17 protein-coding genes, 1 pseudogene and 1 other annotated feature are annotated in these 20087 nt (G+C 46.7%); of the genes and pseudogenes, 6 read left to right on the forward strand and 12 right to left on the reverse strand.

The genetic code is table 11. The annotated features are described in order from the left end of the window. Positions 1–30 precede the first annotated feature (30 nt). The gene (locus tag GC097_RS18745) at positions 31–555 is read right to left on the reverse strand and encodes a DoxX family protein (protein ID WP_246294333.1); all 525 of its coding nucleotides are present in this window, start codon (positions 553–555) and stop codon (positions 31–33) included. 140 nt (positions 556–695) lie between these two features. Between GC097_RS18745 and GC097_RS18750 the strand changes: the two genes are divergently transcribed. After that, on the forward strand, positions 696–983 hold the full coding sequence (locus GC097_RS18750; RefSeq protein WP_171684832.1) for a hypothetical protein: 288 nt from the start codon (positions 696–698) through the stop codon (positions 981–983). Positions 984–1447: 464 nt separating this feature from the next. Here the strand turns inward: GC097_RS18750 and GC097_RS18755 are convergent, their stop codons facing one another. Both GC097_RS18755 and GC097_RS18760 read right to left on the reverse strand, forming a co-directional pair. Next, positions 1448–1879, reverse strand: coding sequence for a GNAT family N-acetyltransferase (locus GC097_RS18755; RefSeq protein WP_171684833.1), 432 nt, complete (start codon positions 1877–1879; stop codon positions 1448–1450). Between the two features lie 34 nt (positions 1880–1913). Then, positions 1914–2609 carry an HAD family hydrolase gene (locus GC097_RS18760; protein ID WP_171684834.1) on the reverse strand — a complete coding sequence of 232 codons (696 nt, stop codon included), beginning with the start codon at positions 2607–2609 and terminating at the stop codon, positions 1914–1916. A gap of 109 nt (positions 2610–2718) precedes the next feature. Here GC097_RS18760 and GC097_RS18765 point away from each other — a divergent pair, with 109 nt between their 5' ends. Continuing rightward, the gene (locus GC097_RS18765) at positions 2719–3834 is read left to right on the forward strand and encodes an MHYT domain-containing protein (RefSeq protein WP_171684835.1); all 1116 of its coding nucleotides are present in this window, start codon (positions 2719–2721) and stop codon (positions 3832–3834) included. Between the two features lie 109 nt (positions 3835–3943). On the opposite strand, the gene GC097_RS18770 is transcribed toward GC097_RS18765, so the two are convergent. Continuing rightward, on the reverse strand, positions 3944–5275 hold the full coding sequence (locus GC097_RS18770) for an MFS transporter (RefSeq protein WP_171684836.1): 1332 nt from the start codon (positions 5273–5275) through the stop codon (positions 3944–3946). A gap of 201 nt (positions 5276–5476) precedes the next feature. On the opposite strand from GC097_RS18770, the gene GC097_RS18775 reads away from it, so the two are divergent. From GC097_RS18775 to GC097_RS18790, 4 genes are all read left to right on the forward strand, one after another. Continuing rightward, a complete protein-coding gene (locus GC097_RS18775) occupies positions 5477–6241 on the forward strand; it encodes a sulfite exporter TauE/SafE family protein (protein WP_171684837.1) in 765 nt (254 codons plus the stop codon). 189 nt (positions 6242–6430) lie between these two features. Beyond that, positions 6431–6832 carry an aspartate 1-decarboxylase gene (gene panD, locus GC097_RS18780; RefSeq protein WP_171684838.1) on the forward strand — a complete coding sequence of 134 codons (402 nt, stop codon included), beginning with the start codon at positions 6431–6433 and terminating at the stop codon, positions 6830–6832. Continuing rightward, positions 6825–7562: a YheC/YheD family protein gene (locus GC097_RS18785; RefSeq protein WP_171684839.1), complete on the forward strand. Its 738-nt coding sequence runs from the start codon at positions 6825–6827 to the stop codon at positions 7560–7562. Before panD ends, GC097_RS18785 begins: the two co-directional genes overlap by 8 nt. Before the next feature lie 33 nt (positions 7563–7595). Continuing rightward, positions 7596–8816 carry a threonine synthase gene (locus GC097_RS18790; protein WP_171684840.1) on the forward strand — a complete coding sequence of 407 codons (1221 nt, stop codon included), beginning with the start codon at positions 7596–7598 and terminating at the stop codon, positions 8814–8816. 70 nt (positions 8817–8886) lie between these two features. Here GC097_RS18790 and GC097_RS18795 read toward each other — a convergent pair whose 3' ends face one another. The 8 genes and pseudogenes from GC097_RS18795 to GC097_RS34380 all read right to left on the reverse strand — a co-directional run bounded on the left by GC097_RS18795 (position 8887) and on the right by GC097_RS34380 (position 20087). Then, positions 8887–9519: a hypothetical protein gene (locus GC097_RS18795; RefSeq protein ID WP_171684841.1), complete on the reverse strand. Its 633-nt coding sequence runs from the start codon at positions 9517–9519 to the stop codon at positions 8887–8889. A 97-nt stretch (positions 9520–9616) separates the two neighbouring features. Beyond that, positions 9617–11503 carry an arginine--tRNA ligase gene (locus GC097_RS18800; RefSeq protein WP_171684842.1) on the reverse strand — a complete coding sequence of 629 codons (1887 nt, stop codon included), beginning with the start codon at positions 11501–11503 and terminating at the stop codon, positions 9617–9619. 54 nt (positions 11504–11557) lie between these two features. Then, positions 11558–11779: a binding site (T-box leader), on the reverse strand. 48 nt (positions 11780–11827) lie between these two features. Further along, positions 11828–12694, reverse strand: coding sequence for an EamA family transporter (locus tag GC097_RS18805; RefSeq protein WP_171684843.1), 867 nt, complete (start codon positions 12692–12694; stop codon positions 11828–11830). Between the two features lie 59 nt (positions 12695–12753). After that, positions 12754–14985, reverse strand: a complete 2232-nt coding sequence (locus GC097_RS18810; protein WP_171684844.1) for a GDYXXLXY domain-containing protein — start codon at positions 14983–14985, stop codon at positions 12754–12756. A gap of 163 nt (positions 14986–15148) precedes the next feature. Next, complete coding sequence (locus tag GC097_RS18815; RefSeq protein ID WP_171684845.1) at positions 15149–15517, reverse strand: hypothetical protein; 369 nt, start codon at positions 15515–15517, stop codon at positions 15149–15151. Between the two features lie 24 nt (positions 15518–15541). Continuing rightward, positions 15542–16951 (reverse strand): HAMP domain-containing sensor histidine kinase, encoded by a 1410-nt coding sequence (locus tag GC097_RS18820; RefSeq protein ID WP_246294334.1) that lies wholly within the window; start codon positions 16949–16951, stop codon positions 15542–15544. Positions 16952–17090: 139 nt separating this feature from the next. Continuing rightward, positions 17091–17776: pseudogene (locus GC097_RS18825) on the reverse strand (response regulator transcription factor). Between the two features lie 544 nt (positions 17777–18320). Beyond that, positions 18321–20087 (reverse strand): methyl-accepting chemotaxis protein, encoded by a 1767-nt coding sequence (locus tag GC097_RS34380; RefSeq protein WP_171684846.1) that lies wholly within the window; start codon positions 20085–20087, stop codon positions 18321–18323.

Genomic DNA, 20087 nt, shown 5'->3' on the forward strand with positions numbered 1-20087 from the left:
CTCCTTTATTTGCTGATTAAACATGAGCACTTATCTCAATTTTGTTTTTAGATGGAATCGTTCCAAGAGCTTATCGAACCATTTGTGCAGGTAGGGGAGAATCAAGTGATCCACACCAAATTTCCCTGCGTTTGCTCCAGCAGCTATAATGAAGAAGCCTAAAAGCACTAGCCATGGATTCGTGCTAACCGTACCCGCGAACATATACATGAAATTCATCAATAAGCCAAAGAACACGGCTGTTGTAGTCAGCGCTCCAATCAGTAAGCCGATCCCAACCAAAAGCTCTCCCCACGGAACTAAGACATTAAACCAGCCGATATGGGGCAGTGCGAAGTTTTTCAAAAACGCCACATAATTCGCATACACCAAATCATTCGTTCCACTTTCAAGAACAGGTTTGGCAATGGCCCCTTTCAGATATCCTGTGGCGTCAAAAGCTTTGTCGCCTGTAATTTTGTGCCATCCGGCCACTGCCCATTCCCAACCTACATATAATCGAATCATCGTCAACAAGATTGCCGCGTAATTATTTCCTCTTAACCAATTCATCATGTGAACCATCTCCTCCGTATCTGATGACTTTATTATAGATCGGAGAAAAAGAGCTGTATGTGAATTAAATCACAGCCCACAGGTTTCTTCTTGTTTACAATGAATGCTATATCCATTAAAGAACCAAGGAGATGATTCCTATGAAAAAAGAAATTACCGTTCATTTTAAAGTCATCCATCATGACCGAAGCTCCCTGCTAAGAGGAATTCTTTTCTTAGAGGAAAATCAAGAGCCAACCTTATCAGATTACGAACAATGTCTAAGGGATTGCGGTCATAACGTCATGCTAGAAGATAAAGAGCACATCATTTTTCGAGCTTCTACGCCGGATGAAACCTACATCATTCATATTTTAGAGGAAGAGAAAGCGACGATTAGAGATGTCATTGTTGAAAGTTTAGTTAGCAATCTTATTCATTTAAATTAGGTTTTTATATAAGAAGAACCCAGCCTGCGGCTAGGTCCTTGTCTAAACTCGTACGTTGGTGCATGGGCGGGAATCGGGTATAGGTGAATTCGCTTTTTCACCCCATATCCATTCTCTTTCTCTTACCCCGATCCGGTTGAAGGACTCCATCGTGGCACTTCGGACACAGCGGCCGTTATTTTCGCGAAAAGCATCGTGTCTATCTGCTGGCGGACACCAGCAGCCTTATTTGCCAATTTCGGGGATAAATCCGTCCCCAAGCGAGCAAGTAACAGCGCTGGTGTCCACTACATGTTTGAAGGGGTACTTTTCCGTCGAATAAGTGCCTCTCAGTCCGTTAGCGAGGACAAAACTGCAAAAAGCAGTTCACACTGAAATTCCGATAAATTGGGAGTAAGCTTCGCTTCCCCCCCAAAAAATAAGAAGGCTGCCTCAACAGGCAGCCTTCTTTCGCGCTTATTCAACTATTCGTCTTCCGGGTCCACCTCATAGGTACATAGAAACCTCTCGACGCCTGGATATTTTTCGCCAAGACTGCGAATCACGAAGCCGATGCTCCGGTAAAATTGCACCGCATCCTCATCTGTCTCTGTCACGACTCTCACGGGGTGCATCTCCTCAATTATTTCGAGAATAATGCCCCGCCCGAACCCAGCCCCTCTGCTGTGAGGTTCGACCGCCAGATGTTGAATCGTCATTTCCTGTTCGTCATCGATGCGAAAACCGATAATTCCGACGAGAATTCCTTCAGATTCATATCCATAGAGCCACATGTTCGAATCATTCTCGTAAACCTTAATCGCCTTTTCCAATTCATCGGGATCGGGGAAAACGCTGTAGCTGAGCAGTTCTTGAATAGGAGCCTCCTGAAGGCTGGATTTAACATCAATTAACACTTGCCGTCACTTCTTTCTCTTGATCTTCTGTAATCTATACATGATCTAACAGACTTAACAGCTTGTCAATGTGGGCTGCGGGCGTAACTCCCTTTTCAGCCAACTCAGAAGCCTTAATCTTATAACTTATGAATGGAATCGCCGCTCCCATCGATGCTTTGCCATCCATCCATGAATCTCCGACGGAAATCCACCTCTGCGCTTCAATGTCGGAATAATGCCTCAAAACGGCCAAATACCCTGCGGGTGAAGGCTTCATTGCCTCCATCTGCTCTCTCCCTATAATCAAATCGAATCGATCCTTGATGCCGGTAGTCTCCAACGCTCGAACTGCAGCAGCATAGGAGTTATTAGTCACCACAACTAAAGTATAGGCTCCATGCAGATTTTCTAAAAGCTCTTCCGCTCCTGGCTCCAGACCCGCTCCTTCCATCCCTCGCAGCTCATGTCCTTGTGCGAGTTGTAACGCGGCGGCAATGATTGCCTCGGATGCTCCTCTCTCTTTGACATGAGCAAGAATTGTCGATGTTGTGTGCTTCCCAACCGGGAAATCACGCGGCAGAAGCCCCTCATCACTCAAAAATCGGGCAATCTCCTGCTTCATCGCTTGGAAATCGATATGGGATTGAAGAAGCGTATTATCCATATCAAAAATAATGCCTTTAACCGCACTTTCTTCGTTCTTCAGCACTTCCACCCCACTATATCGAGATTTAGTGTATTTCGACATTATTCGATGTAAATTATCATTAACTGCTATATACACGAAATTGCCTGACAACTATAATAAAAACCACCAACGACTGACACCATGTATCTAATCAAGAGAGGAAATGGACATGCATCTTGCAGATACTCATAACTATCGTTTATACCTCATCCTCCTGGCTTTCGCCATTGTTTTGTTAGCTTCATATACGAGTCTGAATTTATTGAGAAGGGTTGCCGCTGCTAACGCCCGGCATCAAAAGCTTTGGATCGCATGCAGTGCAATCACGTTAGGCGTAGGCATCTGGTCGATGCATTTTATTGCGATGCTAGCCTGCCCTTTGCCTGCGGACATAACTTATGATATTTTCACCGTGTTTACCTCCATGGCCGTCGCGGTTATAGGTTCGCTCATCGGTTTTTTTGTAACGTACTTCGTCAAATTCCAAACGCCTAAATTTCTGCTCGGCGGAACGTTCATGGGACTTACGATTTCCGGGATGCATTACATCGGAGTTGGCGCACTCAATCTAGTTGAGATTCGTTATTTACCCATTCCTTTTATACTTTCTATCCTGCTTGCGATATTGGCATCCATCCTAACCTTATACCTATCGGCTAGTTCTCGTCAAAGTTTGGTCACCAGCTGCCTCGTCATCTCAGTATCCTTTATAGGAATGCACGATATGGGGATGCTTGCAGCTGAAATGACTTTTCCGGCTATTAACACACTAGCAACTCCTCAGGGCGCACACTTAGACGTTTTTGTATTAGCCATCCTGGTCGCTTTCGGCACACTCATCTTTTTATCGATCTGCATGATTTGTTCGCTCAAAATCGATCAGCAGCTCGCTGAACAATCCGCCCTTAAAGCATCCTTGCTCGATACAAGTGTCGACTGCATGATGATGTTTAACAGCCGAGGGTGGATCATTGAATGTAATCCCGCCGCAGCGGCAGCGTTTGGTTATACCCGCAAACAAGCATTATCCCTGACGATGTTCGATTTTCTGTTTCCTTTTGATCAAAACGGCGAGGCTGCCGCTTCCCTGTTTCAGCAATTGAAGCGACAAGATGAGGCCTTGATCGGCAAACGGATCGAAATGACGGCCTATCGCTCAGACCGCTCCGAATTTCCCGCGGAGATTACGATAACCGGGTTTCAATTCGGCGGAAAGCAAGTGTTCGCGGTTATTATCAGGGATTTAACCGAACAGAGAAGAACAATCACAGCCACTGCTTCCTAATAAAAAGAAAAAAGGAGTTACGCGGCTTGCATCCTACAAGCGGCATAACTCCTTTGCTTTTTCGCAGCCTTTTCACTACACTACGAAATCATTTTCGTGCCCGGTATGGTCAATTAGCTGTCTGTTTAGACGTGGATTGGATCGCAAACGGCATAAACATCGCTGCTATACTCATGATGAGGCCGAAAACGAACATCCCGTGAAAACCGCTGTAAAAAACGGTCGCTTTCGTTAAAATCGCCCCCATAATCGTCACGGAGACCGCAGTTCCAATATTTCGGGCGAACAATTGAAGGGAAGTGGAGATCCCTTTCTGATGCGCCTCAACGAGCTGCTGCGAGCCTATCGTTGTAACCGTGAAAATAAGTCCGAAGGCAAGCCCCAGCATCGTCATCGTTGCGAAAGAGTACCAGAAGGACGTGTTCTCGCCCATCATATAAAGCATAATAGCCGTTATCACGTGCAAAACATTCCCCACAATGAGCAGCGGTTTATAACCGTATTGCAGCACCCACTTCCCGCTTGGGACCGCAACAACCATCCATCCGATCGACGTTCCCAACAGCGCTATGCCACTGATAAATAACGAATATCCCTGGTTTTGCAAATAGAGCGGTATAAAACTCGAAGTGCCAAACAAAGCTGCGCAGGAGAGGAACGAGATTGCAATCATGAGTGCAACAGGTCGGTTCCGAAGTAAATTCAAAGGAACGATCGGAGCGCTGTGCCTTTTTTCATAGAAGAAAAAGGCAACCATGAATAATCCTCCTAATCCCCCGTATATGTAATTGTAATGCTCGACCGTTGTCGTTAGGAGCAGCAAAGAAATTCCTAGGGCGAACAGAACGGCGCCGCCGTAATCCACCACAGATTTCTTTGGTTGATACACTTCCTTATATGGCTTCAAAGCCAAAAGCGAGACCAAGCATATCGGAATATTCACAAAGAAAATCCATCGCCAGCTCAAGTACGTTACGAAAAACGTACCCAATAGCGGAGCTAAAACCGCTGCCAGTCCCCACATCGCGGTGAAAAAAGCTTGTACTTTCCCGCGCTGCTCAACCGGATAAATATCCCCTGCGATAATCGCAGGAAAGGGCATCATCACGCCTGCGCCAATCCCCTGTATCGCTCTGAACAGGATCAGCTGCAGCATACTCTGGGACAGACCGCAGAGCACAGAACCGCCAAGGAACAACAGAATGCCTGCCGCATAAATTCTTTTCCGACCGAATAAATCGGATAACCTGCCCGCTAACGGAGCGAGCACAGTAGAAAGAACCATATACGACGTGAACGCCCATGCAAACAGGTCGCTGCCGCCTATCTCTTTCACGATAATCGGCATTGTCGTATTGGCTATGGTTGCATCCATGGATGCAACTAACATTGCCAAGACTATGCTGATCATGACCGTTGTTCGATTACTTCGATTACTCATGTTTGCGTACCTCCTAAGCCATCTTCAAAGTCACATCCATATATTGTAACTGATTCCCTGAATAATGAATAGTTTATTTAGAGATTTGCTAACCTCGCTTCGATCCTATGTATCAAAAAAATTTTTCTTTACATATGGCTTTACCTTATAATAAAATTAATCCAATTGAATTAGTCGGTAATTGATTGGGGACATGACAACATGACTTTAAGTGTTTTATTAATGGGTGTAATCGTTGGTTTCTTAGTCGGATTGACAGGTGTTGGCGGAGCTTCGCTGCTCACCCCCATCTTAATCCTCATCGGTATTCATCCTTCCATTGCCGTCGGAACAGATCTGCTTTACAATTCAATCACGAAGCTCTTTGGCACCATTCAGCATTGGCGGCAGAAAACGATTGATTTTAAACTTGTCAAAATGTTAGCTATGGGCAGTATTCCGGGTGTCATTGTTGCAATTATTTTCCTGAAACTTTTCAATTCGTTTTACAATAATCAAGAGGTCATAATTAAGCACGCGCTAGGCTATGTCTTGATTCTCGTTGCTTTCGCCACGATGTTCAAAGTTTTCTTCGGCCACAAGATCAAAGAAAACCGCTGGCAGCTCAAAAGCCTGGAGGAGAAAAAAGGTCTAATCATTACCGTTGGCGCAGTCCTTGGCTTCGTGGTAGGTCTGACCTCCATCGGTTCCGGCTCCTTGTATGCCATTGCGATGCTCTATTTCTTCCGTATGGCGCCTGCCCAGCTCGTCGGTACAGATATTGCTCACGCCTTCTTTCTGGCAACGACAGCAGGTATTCTGCATGCAAGCATGGGGAATGTCAATTACACGCTAGTAATCAATTTGCTCTTGGGATCAATTCCCGGAGTTCTGATCGGCAGCATGCTCTCTACGAAAGCTCCTACCAACGTCCTGCGAACGATCATTGCAAGCTTGGTTTTAATTAGCGGCCTTAAATTAATATAATGATGAGAAAAGCGTCCGAGCCTGTTCGGACGCTTTTTGCATATCCCTGTCTCCCCCTCCCTTTTCCCGGGAAATAACGGAGGTATTGACCCATTTTTCATCGCAAAGGGCGCTTGCCTGCACAAGAAGACTTGTCTAATTCATACGTTGAGATAAGCACCCAATGTGATGATAAAGGAGCAACTGCACATGCAGCGACTAATGTGTAAGGGTAAGATCCACCGCGCAACGGTAACAGAAGCCGATCTGAATTACGTCGGGAGCATTACAATTGATGCTTTATTAATGCGTAAAGCAAATATTTTGCCTTACGAAATGGTACAGGTTACCAGTCTGCGAAACGCAACAAGGTGGAAAACATATGCAATACCTGCACCGGAAGGCTGTGGCAAAATCGGTCTGAACGGTCCTCCAGCTCACCTTTTTCAACCAGGGGATCTGGTTATCATTCTGAGTATGGGGCTGATGAGTGAGGCTGAAATTAATGCCCTGAAGCCTCAAGTCGTTTTCGTCGATGAGCGGAATCAGGTGCTCCGGGTCGAGGAACATGATGTCGTGATCCAAGAGCAGGAAGTGAAGTCTTATGAGTAAACTCAGCACCAGCAAATGGTCAAAATATAAGGTAATGCGCAAATCGAAGGAGCTGAGGGCGTATCTCCCGGAAACAGCCTGGCTGAAGGAATCCGCTTTCTGGCGCATGATGAATAAATACGACCAAGTTATTATTAAACCTACCGGCAGCTATGGCGGACATGGCGTTATCAGGTTTAAAAAAACGGAGGCATCCGAATATGAGCTTCATGACGGGGCAAAAAAGAAAACATTTCGCAATCAAGCTCAAGTAAACGCTTACCTCAAAAGAAAGACCGGCAAAAGTTTCATCGTCCAGCAGAGAATTCGTCTGGCTACCGTTAAGCGCCGCCCCTTTGATCTTCGCGTGATGGTGCAGCGCCGTCCTTCTTCGCGTTGGCAAGTCACCGGGAAGCTGGCCAAAGTGGCCGGAGCCGGTTTTATCGTTACAAATATTCGTATGAGCGGCGGCAAGGTGATACCGGTCGAGCAAGCAATTCAACGATCTCAGCTTAAAACGATGCGCACAGAAGATCTTCTGGCGCAACTGGACAAAGTCGCCTTGAAAAGCGCCGCGAAGTTAGCTCCTTCCTACCCTTGGGTAAAAACGATGGGGATCGATATGGCCTTCGACAAAGACGGGCATGTTTGGATCATTGAAGTCAATTATGCGCCGATGCTGGAACTGTTTCTGAAGCTGAAGGATAAGTCCATGTTCCGCAAAATCAAGTCATTTCACAAAAACAAGTAAAATTAAGAGAAACAACGGTGAGGAGGCCCGGAGATGAACCAATTGGGGCTCTATTGCTCACGATGTTCGGCAAGGCTCCCTTTTCGCTATCAAGACATGAAATGCACTTGCGGCGGCACGTTATTGGTCAATTACGACTTGGAGCACTTGAGAAAAACATTGAAGAAGGAAGCATTACAGACTCGCTACCCATCCATGTGGAGATACAGAGAATTGCTTCCGGTGAGCAACCCGGATTGTATCATCACATTAGGCGAAGGCTGGACTCCGCTTATACGCCTGCAGAAATGGGAACAGAAGCTCCCGATCAGGCAGCTGTGGATCAAGCGCGAGGAGCAGAACCCGACGGGAAGTTTCAAATCACGAGGATTTTCTGTCGCAGTTTCTCTGCTGAAAGAATCGGGAGCGCTCAAAGCAGCCGTTCCTTCCAACGGCAATGCCGCCGGGGCGCTGGCTGCCTATGCAAGCCGCGCCGGGATTGCCGCCTCGGTGTTCATCCCCTCGGACTGCCCGCCGTTGATCGCGGAGGAATGCCCTCTTTATGGGGCTGAAACCTACTTGGTGGATGGCTTTATTCATGACGCTGCAGCTATTATTGAAGCTGGCAAACAGGAGCAGGGCTGGGTGAATGTCGGCACCTTGAAGGAACCCGGACGCGTAGAAGGCAAAAAAACAATGGGACTTGAGCTCGCCGAGCAGATGGGGTGGACATTCCCAGACGTCATCATCTATCCGACAGGCGGTGGCTCCGGCATTATTGGCATGTGGAAAGCCTACCTGGAGCTTAAAGCCCTTGGCTGGATTGACGGACCTATGCCGAGATTCGTGTGTGTGCAGGAAGCAGGCTGCCAGCCTATTGCCGACGGCCTGTCTCCGGATTCCCTGATATTCCGGGCAGAAGCTGCCGCTCAAGCTAGTCCGACGGGAATGCGCGTACCGCAACCGCCGGATTTGCCGCTCATCCTGTCCATTGTGAAGCAAAGCGGAGGCACGGCGGTGGCTTTAACCGCCGGTCAGATTGCAGAAGCTACGCAAGCCTTAGGCGCTCAAGGCATTTCCTCATCACCGGAAGGCTCTGCGACTTGGGCAGGCATGCTCGCGCTCTGTGACAGCGGCTGGCTGCGTCCAACCGACTCGGTCGTCCTGTTCAATACATCGCATGCCATGAAATATGCAAAATCAGTAAATTTCACTACACTTGCCACAATCAAGAGCTATGCGGATTATAAGTCACTTAAGCTCAAAAGAGAATAAAAAAAGAGCTATCCTGCAAGCCATGAATTGGCTGTAAGATAGCTTTTTTTCGTAGAAAGAAAGGGTTTATTTATGATTGGCCTAATTTATTTTCTTCGTACAAACGATACATGGCTTGAATCAGCGGCTCCGCTGGATCGCGATTCAATAAATATAACGTCATTAAATATTGCAGCGGCAGCGCACAAGTATTGTTGCCTTCTTGTACAGCAACGAAGCCGGCTTCCAGAACCGGTCCATGCTCCTCATGAAGCTCCAGATCGACGTAGATCTTTTGGTCCGGGAACTCTTCACGCACGGCTGACGCGCAGTAAGGGACAATATGTTTATCCAGCAGCTCTTTCGCCTCGTCTTCGGATTGCGGCGGATTAGGCAGCGGATGATTTTCCGGGCTTCTCAGCAAGTCCACAAAGAAGGAAGAAAGCCACAGTCCCGCGTTAGGATTCGTTTGGAAATTTCTCATAATTTCATTCAAGAAAAACCCACAAGAAGTGAACTTCTCTTCTGTTTTAAGTGTAAAAGCAAACATCGGGCCATAGGTCGGGTTATTTCCGATTTGTCCCTCGACTTCATATTCCGGAAATTGCGATTTCATAACTTCGTTCATGTGCTGAAACCAACTCATAATGATTTGGGCCTGCTCTTGTTCCAAGTTTGCAGCATTATTTTCTTCAGTTTGTGTATCGATCTCTTTTTCTGTCATTGTAATGAAAGCCTCCTGAATCATTCATATTGGCACGAATATCCCTATTGTACCGCATTTGATCAAGTTCAGAAAGCTATTGTTGTATTTTAACGGCCTATAGTCGTTTAGGCGTCGGCATGCCAAGCAATTCAAGCGCTTGATGAAGGGTATGCTTCACCGTTTGTGTGATCCATAGGCGATGGGCCGCGTATTCTTCGCTCCCTTTTAAAACCGGGCAAGCGCTATAGAAATGATTGAACAGAGATGCCAATTCAAATGCATAGTTGCAAATCAAGCTGGGCGTCAATTGCGAAGTCGCATTCTCCAAAGTTTCGGGCCAGTAAGCGATATGTCTGAGCAGATGGTACTCCTGAACTTCCAGCAGACTGCCTGTGAACCTGGTTTCCAATGTTTGCAAACGAGCATCTTTCTTCGCTTTGTCCAAAATGCTGTTCGCTCTTGTGTACGCATAGAGCAAATATACCCCTGTATTTCCCGTCACTTCCGTTGCTTGCTCTAGATCGAAAATCACTTCCGTCTGCAGCTGATATTTCAGCAAATAGTACCGGATCGCAGCCGCGGCGATGGATCTGCTGGATATTCCCGCTTTCCTTGAGCGTTTGGCTGCAATGACACTTTCCATGCGATCAAGCAAATCTGCGACCTTAATCCCGACGCCCTGACGGCCTGACATCGCATAAGAGCTTTTGCCTTCAGAGGTATCCATGCCCAAACCTGCCGCCGTGCCGGGACTCAAGGAAACAACGCCATAGCTCACATGCTTGAGCTGGCTCGCTTGCTGATCGTACCCAAGAACCTCCAGCGCCAGCTTCACCATCTCTTGAGGATACTGCTGGCGATAATCAATCACATTAATGACCATATCTGCGTGCCCGATCGCTTTTTTGGTGCCTTGGACAGCCGTAGACCACAGGCGATCCTCCCATTTTTTATAAACAAAATCGTTTTGCAGCAAACCGAATTTCCACAAATGATAGGCAATATCCTTCGCTGTGTAGGTAAGGATGCCATTAGAGCGGACGAGCACTTTATCGCCTTGATATTCCAGATTGTCTGCGGCAGCTTCCCCCGCTTCATCCAGATTTTTCAGCACCCAGCAGCCTGCTAATTTCCCCTCTGTCACCTTATGAAACATCTCCGTTTTGCTCAGCAGTTCAAAGGTTGTATCCCAAAATCCCGCCCGAACAATGCTGCTTTCCCAGACCAGCACATCATAGGAGATCCCGAACTGTTTCATTTCGTCCAACTGCTCGCGAACGATTCGCTCCGCCACCAAAGCGCCCATCCACGCAAGATTCGAAGTCCCGCTCTCGATTGCATGAAGAACCACTGAACGCTGTTCGGCAAGCTCCGGCTGAGCTTTATAGGCTTGATTCACCTTCGCGTAAGTTTCCCAGCAAAAATCCCCGAAGCGCGGAAAACTCCCCTCTGTTTGCGTATGAAGCATACCTACTACCGTATCTGCCAATTGATTCCCAAGGTCATCTATATAATTATGAACCTCCACCTCGTATCCGGCATGGGACAGCATGCGCGACAACGAATCCCCGATACAAGAATTTCTCAAATGGCCAACATGCGCCGCTTTATTGGGATTAATGGATGTGTGCTCCACCAACACTTTGGTTCCCTTTCTGGGATTCGTGCGTTCACCCGAAGTTGGATAAACACCAGAAGCCCAAACTTCCCAATCGATATAAAAATTCAAAAAGCCCGGCGCTACGGCAGCCACTTTGCTGAACAGACCCTGTACACGCGCATTCTGCTCGATGCGGCTTTGCAGCTCCCCGGCGATCTGCATGGGGGCTTTTCGCCATATTTTAGCAAGCTGCATCGCGATATTCGAGCTGTAATCCCCGTGCTCCGGATGTGCCGGATGCTCGGTCAAAATTTTCAAATGAGCCGGACGTTCGTTCCCGGACTCTTGGAACATGGCCTCGACATGCTGCTCGATTTCTGCGGTTAAAAGCTGATGAATCATCGTATTTTCCTCCCTAATGGCATAAATAGCATGCAAAAAAGCCCCCGTCTCTAAATAAGAGACGAGAGCTATTCATTCCCGCGGTACCACTCTAAGTGTTAAATCAGCAGATTTAACCCCTTTAAGCGATAACGGCGTATGCCGGATCTCCCTACACCTCGGTTCGGAAGACCATTTCCCAGGTCCGCTTCGCTCCTGACATTCGTACCGGTTCCCACCAATCCCGGCTCGCTGCGACTGTCCGACAAGAACTACTATCCTGTTCATCAATGTTACTTATCATGTTATGAATTGACTGAATATTACTGCAATACGACTCTATTGTCAAGAGGCAACCAGTTTCATCATCAGAATGCCGATGAACGCCAAAGCCAGTCCGGACTGCTCCATCCTCGAAAATCTATCTTTCAAAACAAACCGCGTGTACAGGAGTACAATCAGCACATTCAGTGCGACAACTGCAGAGACTAAGCCTGCTTTGCCATGATCAAAACCATGAAGAATAAAGATCATGCCGACCACATTCGTAATCCCCACGATCATGCCAAATAGAAAAGTCCGGCGTTCCGTCCAATTTCCCTTGGCAGCCTGTTGATTTCCCTCCTGCTTCTGATCTTTCAACCACCAAAGGCCGAAACAGACGGTTCCTGTAGCAAACATACAAAACAGCGTCGGAAATAACGGGGCTGAAACCAACGTTGTCCATTTACCGGTCAAATCGTTTCCGGCAAATAGAATCATAGCCAGCGCTCCCCATCCCGCGCCTTGCAAGTTTTTCAGCGTAATATCATTGGAATAACGGACGACCAGAATCCCGATAACAATAATGAAAAAGGCTAAGAACTGCATCATATTCAATCGTTCATCCCAAATCAAATATGCGACAAACACCACAATGACAGACGGCAAGCCGGTTAGGATGGCGACCAGCGACGCTTTGCCTACGGCAAAGCCCTTGAACATGCTGGCATTGGCCCCGAAGGAAAACAGCCCCATTTGACAGCCGATCAGCGCAGTCAACGTCCAAGACTGTTGTAAAAGTATAGCGCAGATGCCGCTAATCAACGCCCCCATGAAAAATGTGCCGCACAGCAGCACATTTCGATTTAATGATTGCTGGCTGGTCCAGTGATACAGAATGCCCCGCAGCCCGAAACTGAAAGCCGCAAGTACAGAATACATGAGCCACATTCGTACAGCTACCCCTTTCTTTCGCATGCAAAGATCGGGTAATTTTACCACATTAATGATTATTGGACAACACTTGGTTGCAGCAAAAGCTGTTCAAGAATCGCATCTCCGTTTGCAGAAACCTTCACTTCGGCGAACTTCGCATTTTGTTCGTATTCCCTGCCGGTTCCTTCTGGAATGAAAAACGATTCAATCCCATATTCAATCCTCCCATAACCGATTCGGGTCCCATTCAAACGAACTTCACCGGGAGCAAGCGACTCCCCCTTCGAATAAACGCGGCTGTATTCATATACACCTGTCGAAGCGTTCGGAGCGAGCACGACTGAGATTTTCCGCTTGGACGTCAAGGCTTCATTCTTTTGATTGAAAATAGGAGGCTCAGAGATCTTGTAGCGCAGACGCACATAATCGCCTTGAATGAGCGAACGCGGGTCTAACGGCTCAAGCTGAAGCTTAACTAGCTGACCGTGCGACAGCAGCCACTCACTTTTGCCGATTTGTATGGACATAGCCGCGATTTGCAGCAGTACAAGTACCCCTATCAGGAATCGATTCGCCGTATAACTTGCATGATCCGCCGGTTCCACCGCTTCTGAACGATGTCTCTTTTCATACCATATAGTAAAGCCCAGAATCAAGATTCCGATCATGGCGAACGTAACCGATTTGTGCAGCAGCTTCCAGGCCAGATCATAATATTTGTACACGAGATAGGCCGCCCAAAAGCCCATCGACCAAGCGTAAATCCATCGGACATTCCGCACCTTGCTTACGATTAAGGCAAGCACAACAACTAGAAAGAAAAGCGCATTGATCAAATAATACCAATAGGATTCGGTGATAAAGGTAAGGATAAATAGCGTCATTAGAAACGAAGGATAGCTGCTGTATAAGACCGGCTGCCGAACAGCTCCATTCTTAATAAGCTGCCCGCAGACAAAGATTATGAATAATATACTGGTAATCACGGATAGTACAATGACTCCGCTATTGAGCCAATTGAATAAAATGACTGCGGCAATCAGAACAGCTGCAAGGAAGAAAAAGATACGCTGCACGATCCCGTTGATATAGACAAAAGCCCCTACAGCAAGTACCAAAAAAACCAAAAGAAAAGGCACATTTTCAGAAAATGCTGCCGCTCCCGCCCCAAGCAGCAATCCGCTGATGAGAACCGTGTATCGGACTAAGGCATTTACCTTTTTGGCCAGGACCATGCCTGTGACCACGACAAGCCCAAATCCGATCAACACGTTCACTGGCTCTTGAAAACCCAGCACCAAAGTGACAAAACCGATAACCGTCAAACTGCCTAGCAGTGAGCCGATCATAACGACTGAAACGGTCAGAACGCGTACGACCCATTTGGTGAAGTCACTCTCCGGTTTATCACTTTCGTTTGTTTCATTTCTGCGCTCATCTGTCTCTGACGGCACCGTTGCGGGCTGCCATGCACGAATAAAAGTCATAAATTTCACGTTGCCACCGATGAACAAAATCACAAATAATAAACTGACAATGAAAAATAGCTCGTTATGATAGTGCACGATGAGTTCAATGTATTTAGACATAGTGGTGATAGAAATCCACAGGCCTGAGAATAGCAGGTAAGCCTTGTTTCTCGTTCGGTATGTGTACCAAATAGCGGCTGCAAGCGCTGCAATCAGAGGCAGGTTCATGATAACACCATAGTGTTCAAAAGCTTGCGAATTTGATACCACGAGTAAAATACCTATGCTTGCTTGAAATGAGGTCCACTTTAATAACGGCGAGTTTAGCATTCCACGCTCCGTCAGCACATAGAGGATGCCGTTAACAACGACCATGCCTAACCAAATCGCGATCTGGACAACTTCCGATTCCGTCATCCCTTCCCATCGCGGAAAAAAATAGATCCCATATGCCAAATGGCCAAGGATATAAGAAAGAATGTAAAAGGGCTGCCATTTCGTCAGAACAGCTAAGAGGAAAGCCGGTATAAACCAAACAGCAAACAAAGTGTAGCTGTCGGCATGTGAGTTATAGGTTTGCCCAATGAGTCCGACACCTACGCCAAATGACACACAGCTTGCAAATAAGCTGAGCTTGCTTAGAAACTGGCGGCCTGCTTGGCGTGAAAGCCAAACGGATAGTCCATAGAAGCCGAGTATGAGCAAATAGACAGGAATGAATTTCTCCCAGCGGTTTAACTTCTCCCAATTCGTTGCAAAGAAATATACAATGGCGGTTAAAAGGGAGCTGGATCCCAATACATAGCCCAATTGAATCGTAACCCATTTCGATCTCATGATGAGTTAACCTCCTCTCGTCTTACTTCTAATTGTACTTGAGTTAGCCGCTTTGAGAAGTACTATCTATTCCTAGTACCTGATCATTAACCTTCCATTGCATGACAAAAAAGCCGATTCTACCTTTAGGGCAATAATCGGCTGTGTGTGCATATGCGGGATGCTATCCTTTTTTTACTACAGGTATCGTATCCTCCTTATCATTCCATTTGATATGAAGTTTAAAGTTCTCTTCCTCAACATAAGGCGTTTCTTTGATAGACTTTCCGGTTATTTTCAAATTTTTCGAGCTCGTTTCGCTAGTGCCTGTTTGTTTGAAATTTTCGCTTTGCATAAACGAGTAGCTAACATTTTTAACAGACTGACTGTCTTTTCCAATATACGTGATCGCATATTCTTTGACTTGATCGGATGGATTTACCGTACATTCCACCCGCCAGTTCTCCGTTTTCCCGATAAATTCAATAGGCTTAGAGCATCCTATCATTCCGAGTAAGCTTACTAGCATCAGGCATACCATCCATCGTCTCATAGCAATGCCCCTTTACTAATTCTATTATACAAGCTTTAATTTTACGAAAAAATGAATCTGTCCCCCGCTTTGCTCCGCCCAAATGGCGCCTTCGTGCGACTCCACAATACTTTTGGCAATGGCGAGCCCCAATCCCGACCCTCCTGTATGGGAAGAGCGCGCTGTGTCAACCCGATAGAACCGATCGAATAACTGCTGTAAGGCGTCGTCGCTAAGCCATTCTGCTTGATTGCTAACTTGCACAGTGACATAGCGGTAATCGTGGCGAAGAGTGACCGTGATCGACCCCGGCTTCAAGCTGTACTTCAGCGCATTTCCCATGAGATTCTCGAGGACACGTATCATCTTATCCACATCAATGCGAACCAGCAGCCGTTCCTTTGGGATCGTGCGGTTGATTGTAAGCTGCTGCTCCTCGGCTGGTGTGACAAATTCCTCAAGCAATTGGTCCAATAGTTCGTTGATCGCCACACCTTCTTTGTAAAGAGGCACGTCGCGATTGGATAATTTCGTATACTCGAACAAGTCATCAATGAGCAGCTTCAGCTTTTCAGATTTATTGTAGGCAATGCTTACATAGCTTGCCGCCTGCTCAGGTGTCTCGTAGCCTTTATCTTGCAGCAGCCGCAAATAACCCATGATGAGCGTTAGAGGTGTGCGTAAATCATGCGAAACATTCGTAATCAGCTCGCGCTTCAAACGCTCGTTTCGTCTTTCCTCCTCCATCCTTTTCTGCAAATCCTCCGCCATGAAGTTCAGATCCCGGGCTAGGGAACCAAGCTCATCTTGACTGCGTTCGATGACACGGTAATCCAAGTTCCCCGTCGCAATGACGCGCAAACCACTGGCCAGTTCCTCCACGTGGCGCATCTTCTTTTGCGTCATGAAGTAGAACAAAAGGATAAAAGCAGCAACAGCAATCAGCAAGGACAGCGGGCTTTGACCCTTTCGATACGTAATGTGCGGTTCCGGGATGCCGGAGACAATCAGATAAGATTTTTGTCCCATATAGTTGACTGGGTAAAAACTGGAAAATTCTTTTCGGCCATAATCCTGATCCGTCCGGGCATTCATCGCGTTACTGATCACATTGTGAATTTCGACATTTGTTTCCGCAGCATTTTGGCTGCGGTATACGACACGGCCCTCCAGGTCCGTTATGAGCACCTTAAACTTCTGATCATTCATCCAGTTCACATGATTTTCGAAGAACTCCGGCCTCCCTCCCTCACTTTCGCTACCGGCCATATCTGTTTGTTTTTGGAGTGCCGATAGTTCATTAACCAAGCCGCGAGTCTCATTATCTATTCGTTCAATTCCGTACTTATAGTCAATAACAGCCAGCTGCTTCATTTCGCCAAACAAATTAGAACTGATGCCGTAAGTCAGCAATCCCGCCAACAAACAGATGCCAAAGGTTAGCATCAACTGCATCCGCAGGCTCCGCTGCACATGCCTAATACTAAGCTTATATAGCATTCCAACCCAAACTATCAGCTTTAGAAGCAGGTTGAACGGGAATAAGGTAAATGGAAATCGGTTGAGCCTAGCGTAAAGATCGAAATCGGTTCGATTATTCAACTTTGTAGCCTACCCCCCATACCGTTTTTATAAATCTCGGTTTTCTTGGATTTTGTTCAATTTTTTCGCGAATTTTACGGATATGCACCATGACCGTATTGTCGGAGCCTCTTCCTTCCAAATCGTTTCATACAGTTTTTCCGAACTCCACACCATCCCTCGGTTGCGGACCAGCACCTCAAGAATGGCGAATTCCCTCGGGGTTAGCTTAATTTCTTTCCCTTCCAGCCTGACTTCGTGCGTCTGTGTGTTGATCGAAAGATCATCTACTTCAAGCTCGTGATCCTTGTTCACATGAGGCACATTAAGCCTGGTGTAACGGCGCAGTTGCGATTTGATTCGGGCGATAAGTTCCAAGGGATTAAACGGTTTACTCATATAATCGTCGGCGCCTGAGCTTAAGCCCCAGATTTTATCCATATCTTGACTCTTTGCAGAGAGCATGATGATCGGCATATTTTTTTGCTCTCGGATTTTAAAGCAGGCTTCGATTCCATCCATGGTCGGCATCATAATGTCGAGTACGATCAAATCGACCTCTTCCTTTTGAAGCACCTGTAAGGCTTCTTCTCCATTAGCAGCTCGGAGCAATAGATAGCCTTCATTTTTCAAATAGATGGCCAGCATATCGATAATTTCTTTCTCGTCGTCGACAAGGAGTATCGTGGGTTGTGCCATTCCGGCTACCCTCCTTTACAATTCTGTGAAAATAAGAAAAAGCTCATTTAAACCCTATGTACTGTGTTATGCGTTGCGGATATATCCATACCGTATCAAGTTGATCTGGTAAATACAACCAAAAAGTTGATAGCTATCATGAGACCTAGTGTAGACGGTGAATCTTAACAAATTATGGGGACAATTCTTAAGATTATCTTAACGGAGCTTCCGGATCACCATCGTCCATCCTATCAGTGGGAACTCCATTCCCTTATTTCGGCGAAAAGCGGAATTTCGGGCGTCCTAGGGGAACTACAGGGTCTTATTTCACCTCAATGATCTATAAATCCGCTCGCATGGTGGAATAGCGGAACCTAGTTCCCGCTCCCTTGCCGAAAGGGCAGTTTCTAGCCAAATAGCGCCCTGTAGTTCCCCCTCTTTTCCAGAGGATCACGGAGACTGGAGACTCGCCGTCACTGCATGAAAGAATAGACATGCTTCGCCTTTCCAAAATTAAAAAACCAGCCCGGAGGCTGGCGGATAAACTCATGAGCTTTTTCGTTTAGTGAGATATTTTAAAGCTTTTAACCGACTTCTGCAGTTCAACAGACATTTCGGACAGTTGGCGAATCGCCGATGTAATTTCCTCAATGGAAGCACTCTGTTCCTCTGCAGCAGCAGCTACTTCCTCATACCCGGTAGATTGCTGCTCGGTAATCCCGGAAATTTTTTGCATCATCCTGGAGATGATCTCGAAAGATCTCACGGCTCGCTCCAGGGTGTCCAATAAATGATCAGTCCGATCGGAGAAAACGGAAATACCGTTGAAAATAACCTTGAAATTTTCGTAGGTATCGTTAATCCACGTCTGGCCTTGTTCTACGGCGTGATTTCCCTGAGCGATGCTTTGCATGACCAAATGGCTGTCTTTTTGGGTTCCGGAGACGAGCTCGGTAATCGAGCTTGCCGCTTGGGTCGATTGCTCAGCCAGCTTCTTCACTTCGCCGGCAACAACGGCAAAGCCTTTTCCCTGCTCGCCGACACGAGCCGCTTCAATGGAAGCATTCAGAGCCAGCAGATTCGTCTGCTGAGCGATCTCCGTGATAATATTGATGATCGCACCGATTTCTTTGGAACGGTTCCCCAATTGCAGCGCCGCTTCCTGAGATTGTTTCATCTCGTTTTGAATCACGTTCATCTGATGCAGCGTCTTTTCGACAAGCTGTTGACCGTCAAACGATTGGGCCCCCACCTTATGTGCCATTTCCTGCATCTCTTTGACTTCGGTCGTTACCTCCGTCAATTCCGAATTAATTTCAACGATGGAGTGGGTACTCTCCGAAATCGACGTCACAACCTCGGCTACCCCGTCATACATCGTGTTCATGGAGACGGCAACCAGCCCGGCACTTGAGCTTGACTCATCGGCTGATTGGTACAATTGCTCGCTCGTTTGGGTAATGATCTGCGAGGAGTCGTACATTTGACGAATCAAAGTTTCCAAATTCCTCCGCATCTCGTTAAATGCTCCCGCCAGTTTCCCAAGCTCATCGATGCGGTCAACTGAGACGGGTTCCGTCAAATACCCGCTAGCTACCTTCTCGGTTACTCGCATGAGCTGAACGACCGGTTTTGTCACACTCTGGCTTATGAAGTAGGCGATACAACTGCCCGCAGCCACAACAATCAACGTTATGATCAGTGTTGTCCAAAACATATCTTGTTTCGTTTTGGGGATGATACTTGCATCCAAATCGATCCCGATAATGCCGACATTCTCGCCATTCTTGCTGCGAAGCGGAACAAAGATCGATTTATGAATGCCGTATTCATCTTTGTAAATGTTGCTGATCATCGGCTTGTCCTCGGTTATCGCCGCATTCATTTCCGGCGTAAACGGATATTCGGTGCCGTAATCATCATCAACCCCGGTTAGCAGCACGATTTGATCTTTCTGTGGAGTTTTCGTCAGAACAAATACGTTCTCCAGTGTGCCTTGTTTTTTGAACTCCTCGAATTGCTTTTTTATTTTCGCATGAGCTGGTTGCTTTGAATCCGTAATTTCTTCGGGCCGTTCAGGAATAACAGCTAAATAATTAGAAACGTTTTGAATATTTGACGTCAAGCGCAGAACAAATTGATCTTCAAGCTTCATCGTTAATTTTTTACTAATCCAGTATCCCGAAAAGGAAAAGGCACTACTAACGACCAGCAGCAGCAAAACGATGCTAAGCGTCATTTTAACTGCAATATGCTCACGGACCCAGTTCGTTATTTTCTTACTGAAAAGCTTGTCTTTTCCTGATAATTTTAGCGTTTGCGCAGCCAC

Origin of the sequence: Paenibacillus planticolens, assembly GCF_013141725.1 — a bacterium.
In the GTDB taxonomy this organism is placed as follows: Bacteria; Bacillota; Bacilli; order Paenibacillales; family NBRC-103111; genus Paenibacillus_E; species Paenibacillus_E planticolens.

What these genes read in the sequence shown, in the direction of transcription:
- GC097_RS18775 (WP_171684837.1), top strand. Translation starts at nt 5,477, where the DNA reads ATGACTTTAAGTGTTTTATTAATGGGTGTAATCGTTGGTTTCTTAGTC.
- GC097_RS18745 (WP_246294333.1), bottom strand. Translation starts at nt 555, where the DNA reads ATGATGAATTGGTTAAGAGGAAATAATTACGCGGCAATCTTGTTGACG.
- GC097_RS18820 (WP_246294334.1), bottom strand. Translation starts at nt 16,951, where the DNA reads ATGCAGTTGATGCTAACCTTTGGCATCTGTTTGTTGGCGGGATTGCTG.
- GC097_RS18790 (WP_171684840.1), top strand. Translation starts at nt 7,596, where the DNA reads ATGAACCAATTGGGGCTCTATTGCTCACGATGTTCGGCAAGGCTCCCT.
- GC097_RS18800 (WP_171684842.1), bottom strand. Translation starts at nt 11,503, where the DNA reads ATGATTCATCAGCTTTTAACCGCAGAAATCGAGCAGCATGTCGAGGCC.
- GC097_RS18770 (WP_171684836.1), bottom strand. Translation starts at nt 5,275, where the DNA reads ATGAGTAATCGAAGTAATCGAACAACGGTCATGATCAGCATAGTCTTG.
- GC097_RS18765 (WP_171684835.1), top strand. Translation starts at nt 2,719, where the DNA reads ATGCATCTTGCAGATACTCATAACTATCGTTTATACCTCATCCTCCTG.
- GC097_RS18795 (WP_171684841.1), bottom strand. Translation starts at nt 9,519, where the DNA reads ATGACAGAAAAAGAGATCGATACACAAACTGAAGAAAATAATGCTGCA.
- GC097_RS18810 (WP_171684844.1), bottom strand. Translation starts at nt 14,985, where the DNA reads ATGAGATCGAAATGGGTTACGATTCAATTGGGCTATGTATTGGGATCC.
- GC097_RS18805 (WP_171684843.1), bottom strand. Translation starts at nt 12,694, where the DNA reads ATGTGGCTCATGTATTCTGTACTTGCGGCTTTCAGTTTCGGGCTGCGG.
- GC097_RS18785 (WP_171684839.1), top strand. Translation starts at nt 6,825, where the DNA reads ATGAGTAAACTCAGCACCAGCAAATGGTCAAAATATAAGGTAATGCGC.
- GC097_RS18750 (WP_171684832.1), top strand. Translation starts at nt 696, where the DNA reads ATGAAAAAAGAAATTACCGTTCATTTTAAAGTCATCCATCATGACCGA.
- GC097_RS18760 (WP_171684834.1), bottom strand. Translation starts at nt 2,609, where the DNA reads ATGTCGAAATACACTAAATCTCGATATAGTGGGGTGGAAGTGCTGAAG.
- panD (WP_171684838.1), top strand. Translation starts at nt 6,431, where the DNA reads ATGCAGCGACTAATGTGTAAGGGTAAGATCCACCGCGCAACGGTAACA.
- GC097_RS18815 (WP_171684845.1), bottom strand. Translation starts at nt 15,517, where the DNA reads ATGAGACGATGGATGGTATGCCTGATGCTAGTAAGCTTACTCGGAATG.